We start from the raw sequence: 17,672 nt of genomic DNA, 5'->3' as shown, positions 1-17,672 counted from the left end.
CCCTTATCTTTTTTTATCCTTTTATTTGTAAATGTGAATCTTTCCTGTAGCAAAAATAAAGGCGTTAGGTGAGGACTAATAACCAGCAGGAATTAAGAAAAACGCTACTAATCTTGATATGCTAAGAAGAGTTCCATGCTTTAGAAGCGGGGGGCGTAACTTGTGAATCTGTTTTAGCAGTATGTTTATTGTTTTGTGAACAAACAATTCACTACATATTTCTACAAATTATGCTATCATTATAGCTATTGTATATTGAAGAGGTGATTATATGTTAAAGATTGGATCTCATGTTTCTATGAGTGGTAAGAAAATGTTATTAGCAGCAAGTGAAGAGGCTGCTTCATACGGTGCGACAACCTTTATGATCTATACAGGTGCACCGCAAAATACGAGAAGAAAACCAATTGAAGAGTTAAATATAGAAGCAGGGCGTAAACATATGGAGCTCAATGGTATTGAAGAAATTATTGTCCATGCACCTTATATTATTAATGTTGGTAATACGACAAAACCGGAAACGTTTCAATTAGGTGTTGATTTCCTGCGCATGGAAATTGAAAGAACGTCAGCGTTAGGTGTAGCGAAGCAAATTGTACTTCATCCAGGAGCTCATGTTGGCGCGGGAGCTGAAGCTGGTATTCAGCAAATCATTAAAGGCCTAAATGAGGTATTGACGCCAGAACAGACAGTGAATATTGCACTAGAGACGATGGCTGGAAAAGGAACAGAGTGCGGACGCAGCTTTGACGAAATTGCAAAAATTATTGATGGTGTAAAATATAACGAAAAGTTATCTGTATGTTTCGATACGTGCCACACGCATGATGCAGGTTATGACATTGTGAATGACTTTGACGGTGTATTAAATGAATTTGATAAAATTGTTGGGATTGATCGTTTGCAAGTATTGCATATTAACGATAGTAAAAATATACGCGGAGCTGGAAAAGACCGTCATGAAAATATTGGTTTCGGTCATATTGGTTATAAAGCGTTACACCACATCGTACACCATCCGCAATTACAGCATGTACCAAAAATTCTTGAAACACCGTATGTAGGTGAGGATAAGAAAGATAAAAAACCACCATATAAGTTTGAAATTGAAATGTTGAAGAGTGGCTCATTTGATGAAGGTCTTCTTGAGAAGATTAAAGAACAATAAGGAGGGGGATTTCCACCTCCTTATTTTAATAGTTTCTGAAATAGCGTATTTATTTGTTGAGCGGTAGATGGGGAAGTGACTTTTGCAATCTTTTTTAAAAGTTCTAGTCTTTCTCCTGTATCATAAATGTTGATGTTTTTCCCTTTTATTAAAGGGACAATTTGCTCAGCCTGTTCAGTTGTGATGGGAACTTCATATTCTTTACTATATTTCAATAATTCTTTTGTTGTCATATGATTTAATTTTTTGTTTACAATGTGCTTGATGAGGTTCATGATGTAGTCCTCCTTCAGTTGTTCTTATATCGAAATATATGTGCGGGATGCTTGTATATATTCGCATAGTAGATGCTTTTTTCTATAAGTAAAAGAAGACTATGTTATAATAAAAGAACAAAACTATATAAAAAGTATATAAGGAGGGTTTATGGAAAAAAAGCAACATAGAAAAGAAAGTATTATTCACCTATTGTATCGTTTAGTTATGATTGTCTTTGGTGCAACGTGTGCGGCAGTAGCTATTGAACTGTTTTTAATGCCAAATAAAATTATTGACGGTGGTATTATCGGTATTTCCCTCATACTAGATTATCTTACTCCAAACATTTGGTGGTTAAGTTTCTCTACTTTAGTTGTCATCCTCAATTTACCGTTTATGTATTCTGGGTATAAACAAATCGGGAAAACTTTTATGTTATCTTCTGCTTTTGCAATCGTCGCTTTAGCATTTATTGAGTCAACATTACATTCTTTCAAGCCTTTTACGACGGAACCGATTTTGGCAACCGTTTTTGGTGGTCTTATTTTAGGGATTGGTGTAGGGATTGTTATTAGGCATGGTGGTTCATTAGATGGAACGGAAATTATGGGGATTTTATTAACGAAAAAATTACCGTTTTCTGTTGGTGAATTTGTTATGTTTGTGAACTTATTTGTTTTTGCTTGGGCAGCATTTGTGTTTGGTGTCGAACAGGCGATGTATTCTGTTATGACATACTATATCGCATTTAAAACAATTGATACGGTTATTCAAGGATTGGATGAGACAAAAGCAGTACTGATTGTATCAGATCAGTATGAAGAAGTATCAAATGCCATCTTACACCGCCTTGGTCGTGGAACAACGAAACTCGTTGCTAAAGGTGGTTATACAGATAAAGAGAAAGAAGTAATTTATGCAGTTGTTACACGTCTTGAGGTAACAAAATTAAAATCAATTGTTCATGAAATTGATGAAAATGCCTTTATTACAATTATGAGTACGCAAGAGACAAATGGTGGTAAATTTAAATCCGCTATTCATTAAAAGTACATGTTCAAAAAAAGAAGATAAAGAAGGCCAATCAGTTCCAAAGTATGAGGAAATGTAAAAGCAATCTTTGCCGTAATTTTTGAATATCCTTAAAAAGCAGAGAGATTTTCTCTGCTTTTTTGTTATAATAATAAGGTTGTCCGAAATAAAGAATATATTTTTGGGCAGATTGGTTTACAACTATAATAAGTTATACTATAATTCAAATAGAGGTAAATCGGAATCATTCTGAATTAAAATAGGTGAGATGCTATGAAGAATATGTTGGAAATAGAAGGACTGACATTTCGGTATGAAGATCGAAATGTGTTAGAAGATATTAATTTGCAAGTTCCTAAGGGAGCTTTTTTAGGTTTGGTTGGACCGAATGGATCTGGTAAATCGACCCTATTAAAGTGTATATTAGGTGTTTTGAAGCCGAAGAAAGGGAGTATTCGGTTATTTGGTATTGATAGCAAGAAGTTTAAAGAGTGGAATAAAATTGGCTATGTTTCACAAAAGGCTAACAGCTTTAACTCTGGTTTTCCAGCAACTGTCTTTGAAGTTGTTTCAATGGGGCTTGTTTCAAAAAAAGGCCTATTTCGTTTCTTGAAGAAAGAAGATAAAGAAAAGGTTACAAAGGCAATCGCAGATGTAGGAATGAGTGAATTTCAAAATCGTAACATCGGAGAGCTTTCCGGTGGACAACAGCAACGTGTGTTTATTGCACGCGCGCTTGTAAGTAATCCAGAATTACTGATTTTGGACGAGCCTACAGTGGGGATTGATGTAAAGAGTGTAGAGAGCTTTTATGAGATACTAGAAGATTTAAATAAAAAACTAGGTATCACATTGATTCTGGTTACACACGATATGGGAGCTGTAACAGAGAAGGTGACGCATGTTGCATGTTTAAATCAGCATTTGCATTTCCATGGAAATGTTGAGAAATTCCGAGAGTTAGAAGATGCAGAAATGTCGATTTTATATGGACATCATGTTCATCGTTTAGAACATGATCATGAGCATCACGGGAGGATATAATGATACAGGATTTTTTACAATATGATTTTTTACGCAATTCTTTATACGCTGGTATTTTAATAGGGCTTGTTGCCCCGTTAATCGGTGTATTTGTTGTCATTCGTCGCATGTCACTGATTGCAGATGCTTTAAGTCATGTGACATTATCAGGGATTGCCGCAAGTTTGTTACTAGAAAAAACGATTTTTACAGGTGGTTTTTTAAATCCGTTATATATGGGAATGATTTTTTCGATAGGCGGAGCACTATTAATTGAAAAATTACGTACTGTATATAAGCATTACCAAGAATTAGCGATTCCAATTATTCTTTCAGCAGGGATGGGACTCGGAGTTGTTTTTATTTCACTTGCGAATGGATTTAATACGGATTTATTTAGTTACTTATTTGGTAGCGTGAGTGCTGTAACAAGCACGGATTTAATTCTTATTGGTATTGTAGCAATCGTAGTTATTGCAACAATTATTTTATTATATAAAGAGTTATTTTTATTATCATTTGACGAGGAATATGCTGTATCAACAGGTCTTCGTGCTAAATGGATTCATTTTATTTTTATTATTTTAGTTGCGCTTGTCATTGCAGTATCAATGCGTGTTGTTGGGGTTCTTCTCGTATCATCCCTAATGACGTTACCAGTTGCCGCAAGTATTCGCATCGCAAAAGGATTTAAACAAACAATTTTCTTTTCCATTTTATTTGGTGAAATTTCCGTGATAGGTGGGCTGTTTGCTTCTTATCAGCTTGATTTAGCTCCAGGTGGTACAATTGTTATGCTAGCGGTTCTTATTTTAATCGGTGCAATCTTATGGAAGAAGAAAAAAACTGCATAAAGTAGGGATAGTTATGAATCTGACTGAAGCTTTACGTCTTATGAAAGAAAAAGGCTATAAACACACTGGAAAAAGGGAAGAAATGTTACGTTTATTTGCGGTTCATAATCGTTATTTAACCGCAAAAGACGTTTTAGAGCATATGAAGAATGATTACCCAGGACTAAGTTTTGATACAATCTATCGTAATTTAACGGTATTTGCTGAAATTGGTGTTTTAGAGCAAACAGAATTAAATGGAGAAAAGCATTTTCGTTTTACATGTTCAATTATGGAACATCATCATCACTTCATTTGCTTGGATTGTGGTGGTACGAAAGAAATTACTTCCTGTCCAATGGATTTTATGAATAAAGATTTTAAAGGATACGAAGTAACAGGGCATAAGTTTGAAATATACGGGCGTTGCCCGAAGTGTGCAAAGTAAAAGCTTGTCAGCGTAAAGACTGACAAGCTTTTATTTGTAGTTATAAAACGGCTGCTGGTGACATCCAGGCAGCCGTTTTTATTATTGCTCTTGTTTTTCTTTTTCTTGATTTGCAGCCATTTCAGCAGCAATTACATCAATTTCTTTTTTGAGTTCTTCTACCATTGTTTCTTCCGGTACTTTGCGAACGACTTTTCCTTTACGGAATAATAAACCTTCTCCACGTGCACCGGCAATACCGATATCAGCTTCACGAGCTTCACCAGGTCCGTTTACAGCACATCCAAGTACAGCAACTTTGATTGGTACTTTCAGCGTAGAGATATATTCTTCTACTTCATTTGCAATACTGATAAGGTCAATTTCAATACGACCGCAAGTTGGACAAGAAATAAGTGTTGCAGCATTCGATGCAAGACCGAATGATTTTAAAAGTTCACGAGCAACTTTTACTTCTTCAACAGGATCAGCACTTAATGAAATACGAAGTGTATTTCCGAGACCTTTACTTAAGATTGCTCCAAGACCAGCAGCACTTTTTACCGTTCCAGCAAATAGTGTTCCAGATTCTGTAATGCCTAAATGTAATGGATAATCAAAGGCACGAGCTGCTTTCTCATAAGCTTCGATTGCTAAGTTAACATCAGAGGCTTTCATGGATACGATGATATCGTGGAAATCTAAGTCCTCTAAAATTTTAATATGATGCAGTGCGCTTTCAACCATACCATCTGCAGTAGGATAGCCGTACTTTTCTAAAATATGGCGCTCTAATGAACCAGCATTTACACCAATACGAATTGGAATACCGCGTTCTTTTGCAGCATTTACAACAGCTTCTACTTTATGGCGACGCCCAATGTTTCCTGGATTGATACGTACTTTATCAATGCCGCCTTCAATTGCTTTTAAAGCAAGACGATAATCAAAGTGAATATCAGCAACAAGTGGGATGTTAATTTGTTTTTTAATATCAGCAATAGCATTTGCTGCGCGTTCGTCTGGAACAGCAACGCGGACAATTTGACAACCCGCCTCTTCTAAACGTTTAATTTCAGCAACTGTAGCTTCTACATCATGCGTTTTTGTTGTTGTCATACTTTGTATAATTAATTCATTATTACCGCCAATTGTTAAATTACCGACTTTAACAGGACGTGTTTTTGTACGATGAGTCATTTCATTCACGAATAGATCGCTCTCCTTATAAAAGAAGTTTCTTATTTTGTTGCCTCATATCAAATATAGTATATGTGATATGGAGCGATAGAAACCTATATGCTCGGTTTCACTTTTACTATTGTATCAGCGCCTTTATGTAATTGACAAGGATTAAGTGATGGTTCATTGATATAATGGAAATTTGTAAGATTTTCCAATTTGAATTTTTGTAGAAGATGTATTTTTATTTAATTGTTTAAAATCATCGATTACTTTTTCAATAGAAGGAACTTTTTTCTTGTTAATCGCTTCTGTAATGGATAAAACAGTATCTCCTGTTTTTACTTCAATCGCTTTATATTGTGCATCCGTTTCTTTTTTGGATTTTGTATCAACATTTTCTTTTTTTACAGTTTGGGCAGCTGTTGGTTTTTTGTATGAACTTAACATTGGTAAAGTACCAATTTTTATATCGTAATAAAACACGTAACCGAGAACAAGCACAAGTAAGAGTGTACCAAGTCTTTTCATATTCCTCACTCCTTTGTTAGGAAATATATGCTTGTCCAAAAAAAAAATGCCAAAATGGCATTTTTTATAGTTCGTGTTTTTCTTTAGGTTTTGGTATTTCTTTAATGGTTAAGTACAGAACAATTAAAATGATTGCAGTGTACAGAAGGAATGACCAGGGTACATTTATTTTTAATAAATCCATAATCATAAAGAAAATTGTTGGAATTGTATAGCTGTAAGCCGTTAATGTCCAAACTTGTTTGTAAGATAACTTCCGCTGACCGCCCATTGCAGAACCAATAAAGGCTAAAATTGTTACCCCTAGGAATGAAATGAATAATTGGAACAAATAAATGACTATTCCTACAACAAGCATGAGAATAGGATAAATGCTATCAATGGCTGATATGATATCTTTAATATCTTTTTTCTCAAATGTACCATTCCCAAAATCGCTATAAGACTGACTTTGTGTTTGATTGTTATTAATAGATACAACTTTATCCTTTAAAACGAATACACCTTGTTTATTTGCATATGCAGTCGTATCCGTTGCATTAGGGTCAAATACGAAAACAAAGTTCCCATCTTCTTTTATAATGGGTTCTTTAACGTCGGCATGAAGTTCGCCGTTCTCAATTTTAAAATCTGGGAGATCTTTTTCAATTGATTGATGTACAGTAGAAACAACATCTTGGGTGAAATTCCCAAATGTAAAGGTTTTTGGGATTGTTGCAATTAAACACAATAACATGATATACAGAATCGTTTTTCCGATTTTTTGAAAACGAAAAAGTGCCATGTCTTTTGGCGAATATAAACTTTTTACTAGCTGCGTAAATACGGACATATATTCACTTCCTTTGCTATATGTATGATAGATTGATGCATAAAATCATTGTAACGTACGAATCTAGAGAACCACAAGTTATATCGTGTGAAGTAAGATTGATACCCCAGTAAGTGAGAGCTATAAAGGACTTTTTGCTATATCAATATAAATTGAAACCCTGACATAAAACCTTTCTTTTAGGTAGGAGAGGGCAACTGGCTATGCATAGAAGCAGTCAGATCCTTTTTCCTGCCCCGTCCGACGGTAAAACAAAGAGAGAAAACAAGTGCAGGTCACTTTTTGTTTTGCGTAGTGGGGGATTATTATATATCGAAAAAACAAAATGGATTTATATAATTATTCGCTTGCAGTAAGGTGTTTTTTTAAGATTTGAAAATAAAAAAGATAGACTTCAGTAAATGTAAAATAGACGAGAGCTCACCATTATTGAGAAATGAGGAAAAGTTTACTGATGGAAGTTTGACTTTAAGAAAAGTAAAAATACAATTGACACTTTTCTTTTTTATATGGTAAATTTATCTTACATTTCTTAACCGATATATCTCGCAGTGACTCAACCATGCAATCATACAGTTTTTATCTTGTATGAAAGTTCTGTGGAGACTTGGTGGTGTGATTTAAATTTCAGCCACCGATATATACATAATTCTGGACCCTTAGCTCAGCTGGTTAGAGCAGACGGCTCATAACCGTCCGGTCGTAGGTTCGAGTCCTACAGGGTCCATATCCATTTCAAATGTTCATCATGTAGACGAGAAGCTTCCTTGTAGAAGGAAGCTTTTTTTACGAAATATATGAGCATTTTATTTGAAAAGAAATGGGAATTTTGCTACGTTAATGATAGCAAGACAATGTGATTTAATTTGTTTTCACCCTATGGCAATTAGGGTAAAATGAAGTTGTATGCCAAGTCATTTTGGCAATACATAAACTGGGAGGAATGTAACAATGGCAAAACATGAATTACCAAATTTACCTTATGCGTATGATGCTTTAGAACCTCACTTTGATAAAGAAACAATGAACATCCATCATACAAAACACCACAACACTTACGTAACAAATTTAAACGCTGCGCTAGAAGGTCATGCAGAACTAGCTGACAAAAGTGTTGAAGAATTAGTTGCAAACTTAAATGAAGTACCAGAAGCAATTCGTACTGCAGTACGCAATAACGGTGGCGGACATGCGAACCATACTTTCTTCTGGACAATTCTATCTTCAAATGGTGGTGGACAACCAGTAGGTGAACTTGCAGCTGCAATTGAAGCGAAATTCGGTAGCTTTGATGCATTCAAAACAGAATTTGCAAAAGCTGGTGCAACTCGCTTCGGTTCTGGTTGGGCTTGGTTAGTAGTAAACAATGGTGAGCTAGAAGTAACAAGCACTCCAAACCAAGATTCACCTTTAACAGAAGGTAAAACTCCAGTTATCGGTTTAGATGTTTGGGAGCATGCTTACTACTTACATTACCAAAACCGTCGTCCTGACTACATCGGTGCATTCTGGAACGTTGTAGACTGGAACGCAGCTGAAAAACGTTACCAAGAAGCTAAATAATATCGCTTGTTCCGTTTTAGGTAAGGCGATATTGAAGAAGCTAGGGGAATATTCTCCTAGCTTTTTTGTATGCTTTCTTTTACATAATTGTGCTCGTCTTTGGAAGACTAGAACATGAAGTAAAGGAGAGTTATGTATGAAGTGGAAACATGTAATTGGCGATGTCGAGGTGAATCGTGATTTAATATTGTTACTTGTTATGGGGGGATTATACACGCTCGCAATTTCTTTATCCAACACGTTTGTTAACATTTATTTATGGAAACAAACACAAAACTATGTGAACCTTGGTTTGTATAATTTAGCAAGCGTTGTATTGCAGCCACTAACATTTCTTTTTGCAGGAAAATTGGCAAAACGGATAGATCGTGCTATTTTACTGCGAATCGGTGTGGGAACATTAGCTGCTTTTTTTATTGTTGTTTTACTCGCAGGAACGCATGCTTCACATTACATTTTATTACTTGGCGGTCTTCTTGGAATTGGATACGGTTTTTATTGGCTTGCATTTAATCTGTTGACATTTGAGATTACGGAACCGGAAACACGTGATTTTTTTAACGGTTTTCTTGGTCTTTTAACATCCTTTTCTGGAATGATTGGGCCAATAACAGCAGGATATACGATTTCACGTATGGAGAAATGGAGCGGTTATACAGTTATCTTTTTTCTTTCATTAACTTTATTTGCAATTGCTGTTGTCATAAGCTTCTTTTTATCGAAAAGAGAATGTGAGGGGCGCTATGAAATTGTTCAAGTTTTGAAAGAACGTAAGGTTGATAAAAACTGGGGAAGGATTACACGCGCACACTTTTTTCAAGGATTAAGGGAAGGGACGTTTATTTTTGTTATTTCTGTATATGTCTATTTGGCATCAGGGAGCGAATTTGCATTAGGAAAGTATAGTTTAGTCAATTCCGCTGTTTCATTTGTATGCTATTACTTGGTTGCGCGTATGTTAAAAAAGGAGTGGAGAAAAAAGGCGATTTTACTTGGTGGAATTATTTTGTATGTCGTTGTATTTTTAGTTATTTTTCATGTTACATATGTAAAATTACTCATTTATGCAGCATGTATTGCAATAGCTTATCCGATTTTACTTGTTCCGTACGGATCGATGACATACGATGTAATCGGAAGAGCAAAGCAGGCGAAAGAATGGCGGGTCGAGTATATTGTTGTTCGAGAATTATGGTTAAACAGCGGAAGAATTTGTTCGATTTTAAGTTTTTTATGTGCAGTATCATTTTTCCAGCCAGAAAAAAGCTTACCTGTTCTATTATGTATTCTTGGAGCTGGACATTTACTTATTTATTTTGCTGTTAGAAATGTCAAATACGGGGAAGGGAATCCAAATAAACCAAGGATTCCAGCACCTGAAACAACACAAAATCATACTGAACGAGAAGGTTAACTTCTTCTGGATTTTATGCTAGAATAAAAAGACATGTAAAACAGCAGTGAGGACACCTATAATAAGGTGTCCCTTTCCTATTACATAGCTGTTGGTAGAGGGGGTTCGTATGAGTAAAAAGAAGAAAAAAAAGAAAACCCACGTTCCGTTTCGGCTTAACGTGTTGTTTTTTTGTGTGTTTTTAATGTTTTCAGCGATCATTGTAAAGCTTGGAATGGTACAAATTGTACATGGTGAGGACTATAAAAATGAAGTTGAAAAAAAGGAAAACTCAACAGTAAGTAATCCAGTTCCACGCGGAAAGATCTTTGATAGATATGGTCGTGCGGTTGTGGATAATAACCCAGTTCGTACCATTACGTTTACAAGACTGAAGGGTTCAACTTCGGAAGAACGTTTAGAAACAGCGAAAAAACTGGCGAAGCTAATTGAAGTATCACCAGATAAATTAACAGAACGTGATAAAAAAGATTATTGGCTTTCTTTACATGAAAAAGAGGCAAAGGAAAAGATTACAAAGAAAGACCAAGCTGAATTTAAAGCAAAGAAAATTGATGATAAAGAAATGGCAGAGCGTCAGCGTAATCGCGTGACAGAGGCAGAAATAAATCAATTAACACCCGAAGATTTAGAAATACTTGCAATTAAGAGTAAAATGGATGGCGGATATGCAATGACACCGCAAATCATAAAAAAAGATGTAACAACAGAAGAATATGCAATCATTAGTGAAAATTTAGCATTGTTGCCAGGTGTAGATACGACAGTTGATTGGGATCGTAAATACACTTATGATGATATGTTCCGTAGTGTACTTGGTGGTGTAACAAGCTCAGATGAAGGGTTGCCAAGAGAACGACTAGATTATTTTCTTGTTCGAGATTATAACCGTAACGACCGCGTTGGTAAAAGTTATATTGAACAGCAATATGAGGATACGCTTCATGGTACAAAAGCAGAAGTGAGAAATGTTACAGACAAAGACGGAAATATTTTAGAAACAATAAACGTTTCTAAAGGTCAACGAGGCAATGATCTGAATTTAACAATTGATATGGAACTGCAAAAGCGTGTAGAAGAAATCCTTACGAAGTATTTAAAGCAATATGCAGGTGCAGAACCACTTTTAGACCGTGCATTTGTTGTGATGATGAATCCGAAAAATGGTGAAGTTTTATCTATGGCTGGGAAACAAATCGTAGACGAAAATGGAACGAAAGAGATAAAAGATTACGCATTAGGAACAATGACAAGTGCGTATCCGATGGGCTCAACTGTGAAAGGTGCTACGGTGCTAACGGGATATCAAACAGGAGCAATTACGCCTGGAACAGTTCTAGTGGATGAACCGATTAAATTAAAAGGTACACCGCAAAAAGCTTCTTGGAAAACGATGGGCAGTATTAACGACCTTACCGCTTTAAAAATGTCTTCTAACGTATACATGTTTAAAACAGCCATGAATCTTGCTGGAGTGCAATATCAAAGGGGCGGTACATTAGATATTAAGAAAAAGGCATTCGATGATATGCGTTATTATTTTGGACAATTTGGGCTTGGTGTGAAAACAGGAATTGATTTACCAAATGAAATAGCTGGTCAGAGAGGTTCTGGATTCCAACCAGGTTTCTTATTAGACTTAGCAATCGGGCAGTATGATACGTATACACCGCTTCAACTTGTACAATATGTTTCTACAATTGCCAATGGTGGCTATCGTATGCAACCGCAAGTCGTAAAAGAAATTCGTCAACCATCATCTAAACCAGATGAAGTCGGAAAAGTGATTCAATCAATGGAACCAAAAGTATTAAATCGTATTGATATGCCTGAAGATCAAATCCAGCGTGTGCAAGAAGGATTTAGACAAGTATTTAATGATTCAGGTGGTACAGGTACAAAATACTTTACAGGTGCAAAATATACAGCTGCTGGAAAAACAGGAACAGCACAAACGTTTTATGGTGGTAACAAAGATATCGGAAGAAATGCAAAAGGCGAGCCTGTATCAACTTATAACCTAACATTAGTAGGTTATGCGCCGCTTGATAATCCTGAAGTTGCATTCTCCGTTGTTGTTCCATGGGTACACGATGATAAGTCTGGAATTAACGGAAATATCGGTCGTGAAATTATGGATGCTTACTTTGACTTGAAAAAACAAGAAGTAACAGGTGAAGCACCAAAAGATGAAAAAGGTAAAAAAGAATAAAAATATGTGAATTTGGCACACTATCTTAAAAGATAGTGTGCTTTTTTTTGTATTTTATGCATAGGTTTTAGTAATTGTGGACGAGCATATCCTATACGCGAAATAGGGGGTTAAAAAGTGAACTCTCTCATAGTATGACCGGTCATATATTTACTTTTGAGAAAAGAAGTGAAAATGAGAAAGAAGTATCGTATTCCTCCACATTATGTTGAACTTTACAAAACTTTTACAAATTATTAAAACCGAATTAATAGTTGGGCATTATTCTTATATCTGTAATCCTGTTACTCCAGGATACTTCTAGGAGGAGCTACACGTGAAATGGACAAAAAAATCTATCAAGATTTTAGCAATATCGACATGTTTCATTTTTTTATATGTGTCTACTCCATCCGCTGCTAATGATGTGAGGGAAGTGAGAGTTGATGGATCCTCAACCGTTTTTCCAATTATGGAAGCTATAGCGGAAGAGTACACAAAAAAAGAACCACGTGTGAAAATTTCTATTAGTATATCTGGGACAGGAGGAGGGTTTCATCGTTTTGGCAAAGGCGAAGTAGATATAAATAATGCATCGCGCCAGGTAAAACAAGTAGAAGAAAATTTTATGAAGGAAAATTCCATCCAGTTTACACCATTTGAAATTGCTTATGATGGCCTCACAATCATTGTGAATCGTCAAAATACATGGGCTGATAATATGACAATAGAAGAATTACGTCTATTATGGAGCGAAGATGGGAGAACGAAACGATGGTCACATATTCATCCGAAATGGCCGCACGAAAAGGTGCAATTTTATGCACCAGGTGTTGATTCCGGTACGTATGATTATTTTCAAAGTGTTGTCTTGCGAAACAATCGTCTTGCAAAAACAGTTGCTTTATCTGAAGATGATCAAGTCATTATGCAAGGGGTAATGAATGATAAAAATGCAATTGCATTTGTGGGATATGCGTACTATATGGCGAATCGAGATAAGGTAAAATCCGTAAAAGTAAATGGTGTACCACCAACGAAAGCAAACATTCAATCTGGTGTTTATAAGCCATTGTCTAGGCCGCTATTTGCTTATGTAAACCATGCTTCGATTCGAAATAAAAGCAGTGTGGCAGAGTATGTGGTGTTTATGATGCAACATGCGGGCGGACTTGCTGAAGAAGTCGGATATGTTAAATTACCACAAAAGAAATATAGTGAACAGCTGCGAATGTTAACAGAAATAAAAAGATAATGTCAGGATGGGAAGGGGTTTTCATCTTTGGCTCGAAATGACAAAAGTCAATTTGCATTTTCTGTGCAACATTTGATTGAAAGAAATACAATCAAAAGAAAAAAAACGCAGCGAATCAATCGAATGGTTCCGTTACTATTAAAGGCAATTGCTAGCGTATCTATTATAACAACAATCGGTATTGTTATTACGCTAGCGAATGAAACAATTATGTTTTTTCGTGAAATATCAATGTATTCTTTTTTTACTGAGAAAGAATGGTTACCATTTTTTGAAGAGCCTAAGTTTGGGATACTTCCTCTTATATGTGGGACCTTAATTGTAACAACAATCGCTATGATAGTAGCTATTCCAATTGGACTAGGATGTGCCGTATTTTTAAATGAATATGCTTCACACTTTGTTAGAAAAGTGTTAAAGCCCATTTTAGAACTACTAGCAGGTATTCCTACAATTGTATATGGATTTTTTGCTTTAACGATTGTCACACCGGCCTTGCAGCGTGTCATTCCGGATTTACAGTTCTTTAATGCAATTAGTCCAGGCATTGTTATAGGAATTATGATGGTTCCAACAATCGCTTCTCTTTCTGAAGATGCAATGGGAGCTGTATCTAAAGGAATAAAAGAGGCTTCACTTGGGCTAGGTGCAACGCGTTTTGAAACTGTACGAAAGGTTGTGTTTCCAGCTGCATTTACCGGTATTATGGCTGCAATCCTATTAGCGGCTTCACGTGCGATTGGTGAAACGATGATTGTTGTCATTGCTGGAGGTTCAACGCCCAATGTATCTATAGATCCGACGCACTCCATTCAAACGTTAACGGCTTATATTGTGCAAGTAAGCTTAGGTGATGCCCCCCATGGAACGATCGCATACTATAGTATGTACGCTGTAGGCGCGACGTTACTTATGTTTACATTCATGATGAATATGATTTCGCAGCAGATTATGCACCGTTTTAGAAAGGCGATATAAGATGCGAATGCTGAATCATAAGAGAATAAAAGAAAATATGGCAACGCGTTTTTGGAAGGATCAAATATATAAGTCAATTTCTTATATGACAATGCTATTTTCTATTTGCATACTAATTTTATTACTTTATCAAATCTTTGAAAAAGGTATAAGTTATCTTTCGATAGATTTTTTTATGAACTTTGCTTCGCGTAATCCAAAGCAAGCTGGTATTGCCGCTGCATTGTCAGGAACAATTGTATTTATGAGTATAGTAGTACCAGTTTCCTTTATATTTGGAGTAGGTACAGCTCTTTATTTAGAGCATTATGCAAGACAATCTGTATTCACAAGAATCGTAGAATTAAATATTCAAACATTAGCGGGGGTGCCATCTGTTGTGTTTGGATTGCTTGGTTTAACAATTTTTGTATATGGTCTTCAGTTAGGTGAGAGTATAGTAACAGCAGCGTTTACGATGAGTCTTCTTGTGTTACCAACTGTTGTTGTGTCGAGTCAAGAAGCAATTCGTATGGTGCCAAGCTCTTTGTTAGAAGCCTCATATGGTGTCGGTGCTACAAAATGGCAAACAATGTATCAAATTGTAGTGCCAACTGCCTTGCCAGGAATTTTAACGGGATGTGTTTTGGCTTTATCGAGGGCAATCGGAGAAGCGGCACCATTATTAATCATTGGGGCGCTTGCTTTTGCTAATTATATTCCGCTTAACATGTTTGATAGATTTACAGTTTTACCGATTCAAATTTTTAATTGGATGAGTAGACCGCAAGAGGAGTTTCAGCATGTAGCAGCAGCCGGTATGATCGTTTTATTAGGATTGTTGCTCATTATAAATGTGGTTGTCTTATGGTTGAGAAATCGTAAGTAGTGGATGAAAGGGGAATTCAAAATGGTAGCAACAGTAGTAAATGTACAGGTGAAAAATGAAGAGAAAATTGAGTCAGCAACGAAGAAGGTTGTATTCGACACAAAAAATTTAAATTTATGGTATGGAGAAGATCATGCATTAAAAGATGTTAATTTAAGTATTCATGAGAATGAAGTAACAGCAATTATTGGACCGAGTGGTTGCGGAAAATCAACATATTTAAAAACGTTAAACCGTATGGTAGAGCTAGTACCTATCGTTCGCACAACGGGAGTAATTGAATATCGAGATCGAAATATTTTTGATAAGTCATATCCTGTTGAAGAATTACGTACGCATGTTGGAATGGTGTTCCAAAAGCCAAATCCATTTCCGAAATCTATCTATGAGAATGTTGCCTATGGTCCAAAGATTCATGGTATTCGTGATAAGAAGACACTTGATGCAATTGTTGAAAAAAGTTTACGTGGTGCAGCGATTTGGGATGAATTAAAAGATCGATTACACGATAATGCATATGGTTTATCTGGTGGACAACAACAGCGTTTATGTATCGCGCGTTGTTTAGCGATTGAACCGGATGTAATCTTAATGGATGAACCGACATCAGCATTGGATCCGATTTCTACATTGAAAGTTGAAGAATTGATTCAAGAGCTAAAGAAAGATTTTAGTATTGTAATTGTGACGCATAATATGCAACAAGCGGCACGTATCTCTGATAAAACAGCGTTCTTCCTAAGCGGTGAAGTTGTTGAATATACAGATACAAACAAATTATTCACTACTCCTACAGATAAACGAACAGAAGATTATATCACGGGACGATTTGGTTAATGTTTTTGGGAGTAAAAGCCCCTTTATAAGGGGCTTTTATCATTTTATCAAAAATCAAGTAAGAAAACTCCCCGCTCAAGGACTATGCTCAGCACAGTCCTTGAGCGGGGAGCTGAATTGCTAGTAACCGCATTCTTGTACGCTTTGTACAATATATTAAAAAAGTGGTTCCAAAGGCGTTTGCCAATGAAATAGAGGGGTTGTGCTATCAGGTAACTGTGTCAGCTCCACTCGTGTTACGCATCTGTTAGAGGAGACACACGAGAAACCCCCACTTCAAGATCCAAAGGAGCTAAGTGGCGGGAGTTTTCATATATGTAACAGCTAAAGGGGGAAACAACATGGTAAGGGAGCAATTTCATTATGATTTACACACATTGCAGCAAAAGGTAATTGAACTTGGAGAATTGGCAAGAGAAGCCCTTTCTTGTTCTATGGAAGGGCTTCAGAAGAAAGATGTAGAAAAAGCGCTAGAAGTCATTGATGGTGATTACCGTATGGATAATTTAGAAGAAGAAATTAATGACCTTGCACTTATGCTAATTACAAAACAGCAACCTGTTGCAAGCGATCTGCGAAGAATTTTTGTTTCGATTAAGACAGCAACAGATTTAGAACGTATTGCAGATCATGCCGTAAATATTGCTAAATCAACAATTCGGCTCGGAGAAAAAGATGTATCTGTTAGCTTGCATAGTCTAGAACAAATGTTTACGATTGCCATGGATATGTTAAATTTATCGTTAGAAGCATATCAAGAAGAAAATTTAACTTCTGCAAAACAAATTGCGGAAATGGATGATTCTGTTGACGAAATATACGGGAGAGCGATTCGTGAATTTATTTCCTCTATCCCTGAACATCCTGAAGCGATTACGCAAATTACACAATTATCTTTTATTGCACGTTACATTGAGCGTGTAGCAGATCACATTACGAATATTGCCGAGAATGTTTTTTACTTGGTGAAAGGAAAACATTATTTATTAAATGAATAGGAAAAAATGTTAGCAAGTGATGGAATATCACTTGCTTTTTTAGTCAAAACATGACAAAAAAAGCTCGTTGTCTTGTCCTCTCTATGATGATAAGATGTATCATAATATGATATGGAATAATATAGGAAGTGATTGTTTATCCTGTAAAAAACTTGATTGGTGAAGGTAGACACTCAGTGAAGGACAAGGAAAAACGCCACTGATTAAAATTTTACAGTATTAAGCTATAAAGTAAGCGCTTACTAATGTGGTTCAGTGAAGTGAAAAGGTTAATTTCTACAT

At 36.0% G+C, this 17,672-nt stretch carries 17 protein-coding genes and 1 tRNA gene; 14 read left to right on the top strand and 4 right to left on the bottom strand.

The window, feature by feature from the left end; genetic code table 11:
* The first annotated feature begins 271 nt into the window (after positions 1 to 271).
* Entirely contained in the window at positions 272 to 1,168 is an 897-nt protein-coding gene (locus tag NSQ40_RS21840; protein ID WP_003208520.1) for a deoxyribonuclease IV, read from the top strand.
* 20 nt (positions 1,169 to 1,188) lie between these two features.
* Here the strand turns inward: NSQ40_RS21840 and NSQ40_RS21835 are convergent, their stop codons facing one another.
* The gene (locus NSQ40_RS21835) at positions 1,189 to 1,443 is read right to left on the bottom strand and encodes a DUF2624 domain-containing protein (RefSeq protein WP_003200331.1); all 255 of its coding nucleotides are present in this window, start codon (positions 1,441 to 1,443) and stop codon (positions 1,189 to 1,191) included.
* Between the two features lie 151 nt (positions 1,444 to 1,594).
* On the opposite strand from NSQ40_RS21835, the gene NSQ40_RS21830 reads away from it, so the two are divergent.
* The 4 genes from NSQ40_RS21830 (at position 1,595) to NSQ40_RS21815 (ending at position 4,762) form a co-directional block, all read left to right on the top strand.
* Entirely contained in the window at positions 1,595 to 2,473 is an 879-nt protein-coding gene (locus NSQ40_RS21830; RefSeq protein ID WP_003200334.1) for a YitT family protein, read from the top strand.
* 258 nt (positions 2,474 to 2,731) lie between these two features.
* Positions 2,732 to 3,502, top strand: a complete 771-nt coding sequence (locus NSQ40_RS21825; RefSeq protein WP_003200336.1) for a metal ABC transporter ATP-binding protein — start codon at positions 2,732 to 2,734, stop codon at positions 3,500 to 3,502.
* The gene (locus NSQ40_RS21820; protein ID WP_003200340.1) at positions 3,502 to 4,335 is read left to right on the top strand and encodes a metal ABC transporter permease; all 834 of its coding nucleotides are present in this window, start codon (positions 3,502 to 3,504) and stop codon (positions 4,333 to 4,335) included. The genes NSQ40_RS21825 and NSQ40_RS21820 overlap by 1 nt, the downstream gene beginning before the upstream one ends.
* A 13-nt stretch (positions 4,336 to 4,348) precedes the next feature.
* Positions 4,349 to 4,762 (top strand): Fur family transcriptional regulator, encoded by a 414-nt coding sequence (locus NSQ40_RS21815; protein WP_003200343.1) that lies wholly within the window; start codon positions 4,349 to 4,351, stop codon positions 4,760 to 4,762.
* Between the two features lie 81 nt (positions 4,763 to 4,843).
* Here NSQ40_RS21815 and ispG read toward each other — a convergent pair whose 3' ends face one another.
* The 3 genes from ispG to NSQ40_RS21800 form a co-directional block, all read right to left on the bottom strand.
* Positions 4,844 to 5,941 carry a flavodoxin-dependent (E)-4-hydroxy-3-methylbut-2-enyl-diphosphate synthase gene (ispG, locus tag NSQ40_RS21810; protein ID WP_162617293.1) on the bottom strand — a complete coding sequence of 366 codons (1,098 nt, stop codon included), beginning with the start codon at positions 5,939 to 5,941 and terminating at the stop codon, positions 4,844 to 4,846.
* A gap of 165 nt (positions 5,942 to 6,106) precedes the next feature.
* Complete coding sequence (locus NSQ40_RS21805; protein ID WP_003200346.1) at positions 6,107 to 6,454, bottom strand: hypothetical protein; 348 nt, start codon at positions 6,452 to 6,454, stop codon at positions 6,107 to 6,109.
* 64 nt (positions 6,455 to 6,518) lie between these two features.
* Positions 6,519 to 7,286 carry a DUF1189 domain-containing protein gene (locus NSQ40_RS21800; protein WP_003200348.1) on the bottom strand — a complete coding sequence of 256 codons (768 nt, stop codon included), beginning with the start codon at positions 7,284 to 7,286 and terminating at the stop codon, positions 6,519 to 6,521.
* Positions 7,287 to 7,939: 653 nt separating this feature from the next.
* On the opposite strand from NSQ40_RS21800, the gene NSQ40_RS21795 reads away from it, so the two are divergent.
* The 9 genes from NSQ40_RS21795 (at position 7,940) to phoU (ending at position 17,390) form a co-directional block, all read left to right on the top strand.
* Positions 7,940 to 8,013, top strand: a tRNA-Ile gene (locus NSQ40_RS21795).
* A gap of 224 nt (positions 8,014 to 8,237) precedes the next feature.
* Positions 8,238 to 8,849, top strand: a complete 612-nt coding sequence (sodA, locus tag NSQ40_RS21790; protein ID WP_003200350.1) for a superoxide dismutase [Mn] — start codon at positions 8,238 to 8,240, stop codon at positions 8,847 to 8,849.
* Between the two features lie 136 nt (positions 8,850 to 8,985).
* Entirely contained in the window at positions 8,986 to 10,263 is a 1,278-nt protein-coding gene (locus tag NSQ40_RS21785; RefSeq protein WP_003200351.1) for an MFS transporter, read from the top strand.
* Positions 10,264 to 10,372: 109 nt separating this feature from the next.
* Complete coding sequence (locus NSQ40_RS21780; protein WP_097786624.1) at positions 10,373 to 12,475, top strand: peptidoglycan D,D-transpeptidase FtsI family protein; 2,103 nt, start codon at positions 10,373 to 10,375, stop codon at positions 12,473 to 12,475.
* Between the two features lie 316 nt (positions 12,476 to 12,791).
* Positions 12,792 to 13,709, top strand: a complete 918-nt coding sequence (locus NSQ40_RS21775; RefSeq protein ID WP_018765834.1) for a PstS family phosphate ABC transporter substrate-binding protein — start codon at positions 12,792 to 12,794, stop codon at positions 13,707 to 13,709.
* Positions 13,710 to 13,736: 27 nt separating this feature from the next.
* Positions 13,737 to 14,687 carry a phosphate ABC transporter permease subunit PstC gene (gene pstC, locus NSQ40_RS21770; protein WP_018765833.1) on the top strand — a complete coding sequence of 317 codons (951 nt, stop codon included), beginning with the start codon at positions 13,737 to 13,739 and terminating at the stop codon, positions 14,685 to 14,687.
* A 1-nt stretch (position 14,688) separates the two neighbouring features.
* Positions 14,689 to 15,555, top strand: coding sequence for a phosphate ABC transporter permease PstA (gene pstA, locus NSQ40_RS21765; RefSeq protein WP_003208513.1), 867 nt, complete (start codon positions 14,689 to 14,691; stop codon positions 15,553 to 15,555).
* Between the two features lie 21 nt (positions 15,556 to 15,576).
* Positions 15,577 to 16,392, top strand: coding sequence for a phosphate ABC transporter ATP-binding protein (gene pstB / locus NSQ40_RS21760; protein ID WP_016116339.1), 816 nt, complete (start codon positions 15,577 to 15,579; stop codon positions 16,390 to 16,392).
* Between the two features lie 341 nt (positions 16,393 to 16,733).
* Positions 16,734 to 17,390 (top strand): phosphate signaling complex protein PhoU, encoded by a 657-nt coding sequence (gene phoU / locus NSQ40_RS21755; protein WP_016116338.1) that lies wholly within the window; start codon positions 16,734 to 16,736, stop codon positions 17,388 to 17,390.
* Positions 17,391 to 17,672: the final 282 nt, after the last annotated feature.

The sequence above is a fragment of the Bacillus sp. FSL K6-6038 genome (assembly GCF_038050455.1).
In the GTDB taxonomy this organism is placed as follows: Bacteria; Bacillota; Bacilli; order Bacillales; family Bacillaceae_G; genus Bacillus_A; species Bacillus_A pseudomycoides.
The sequence above is the reverse complement of the archived record's forward strand: the minus strand, read 5'-3'. Positions and strand labels throughout refer to the sequence as shown.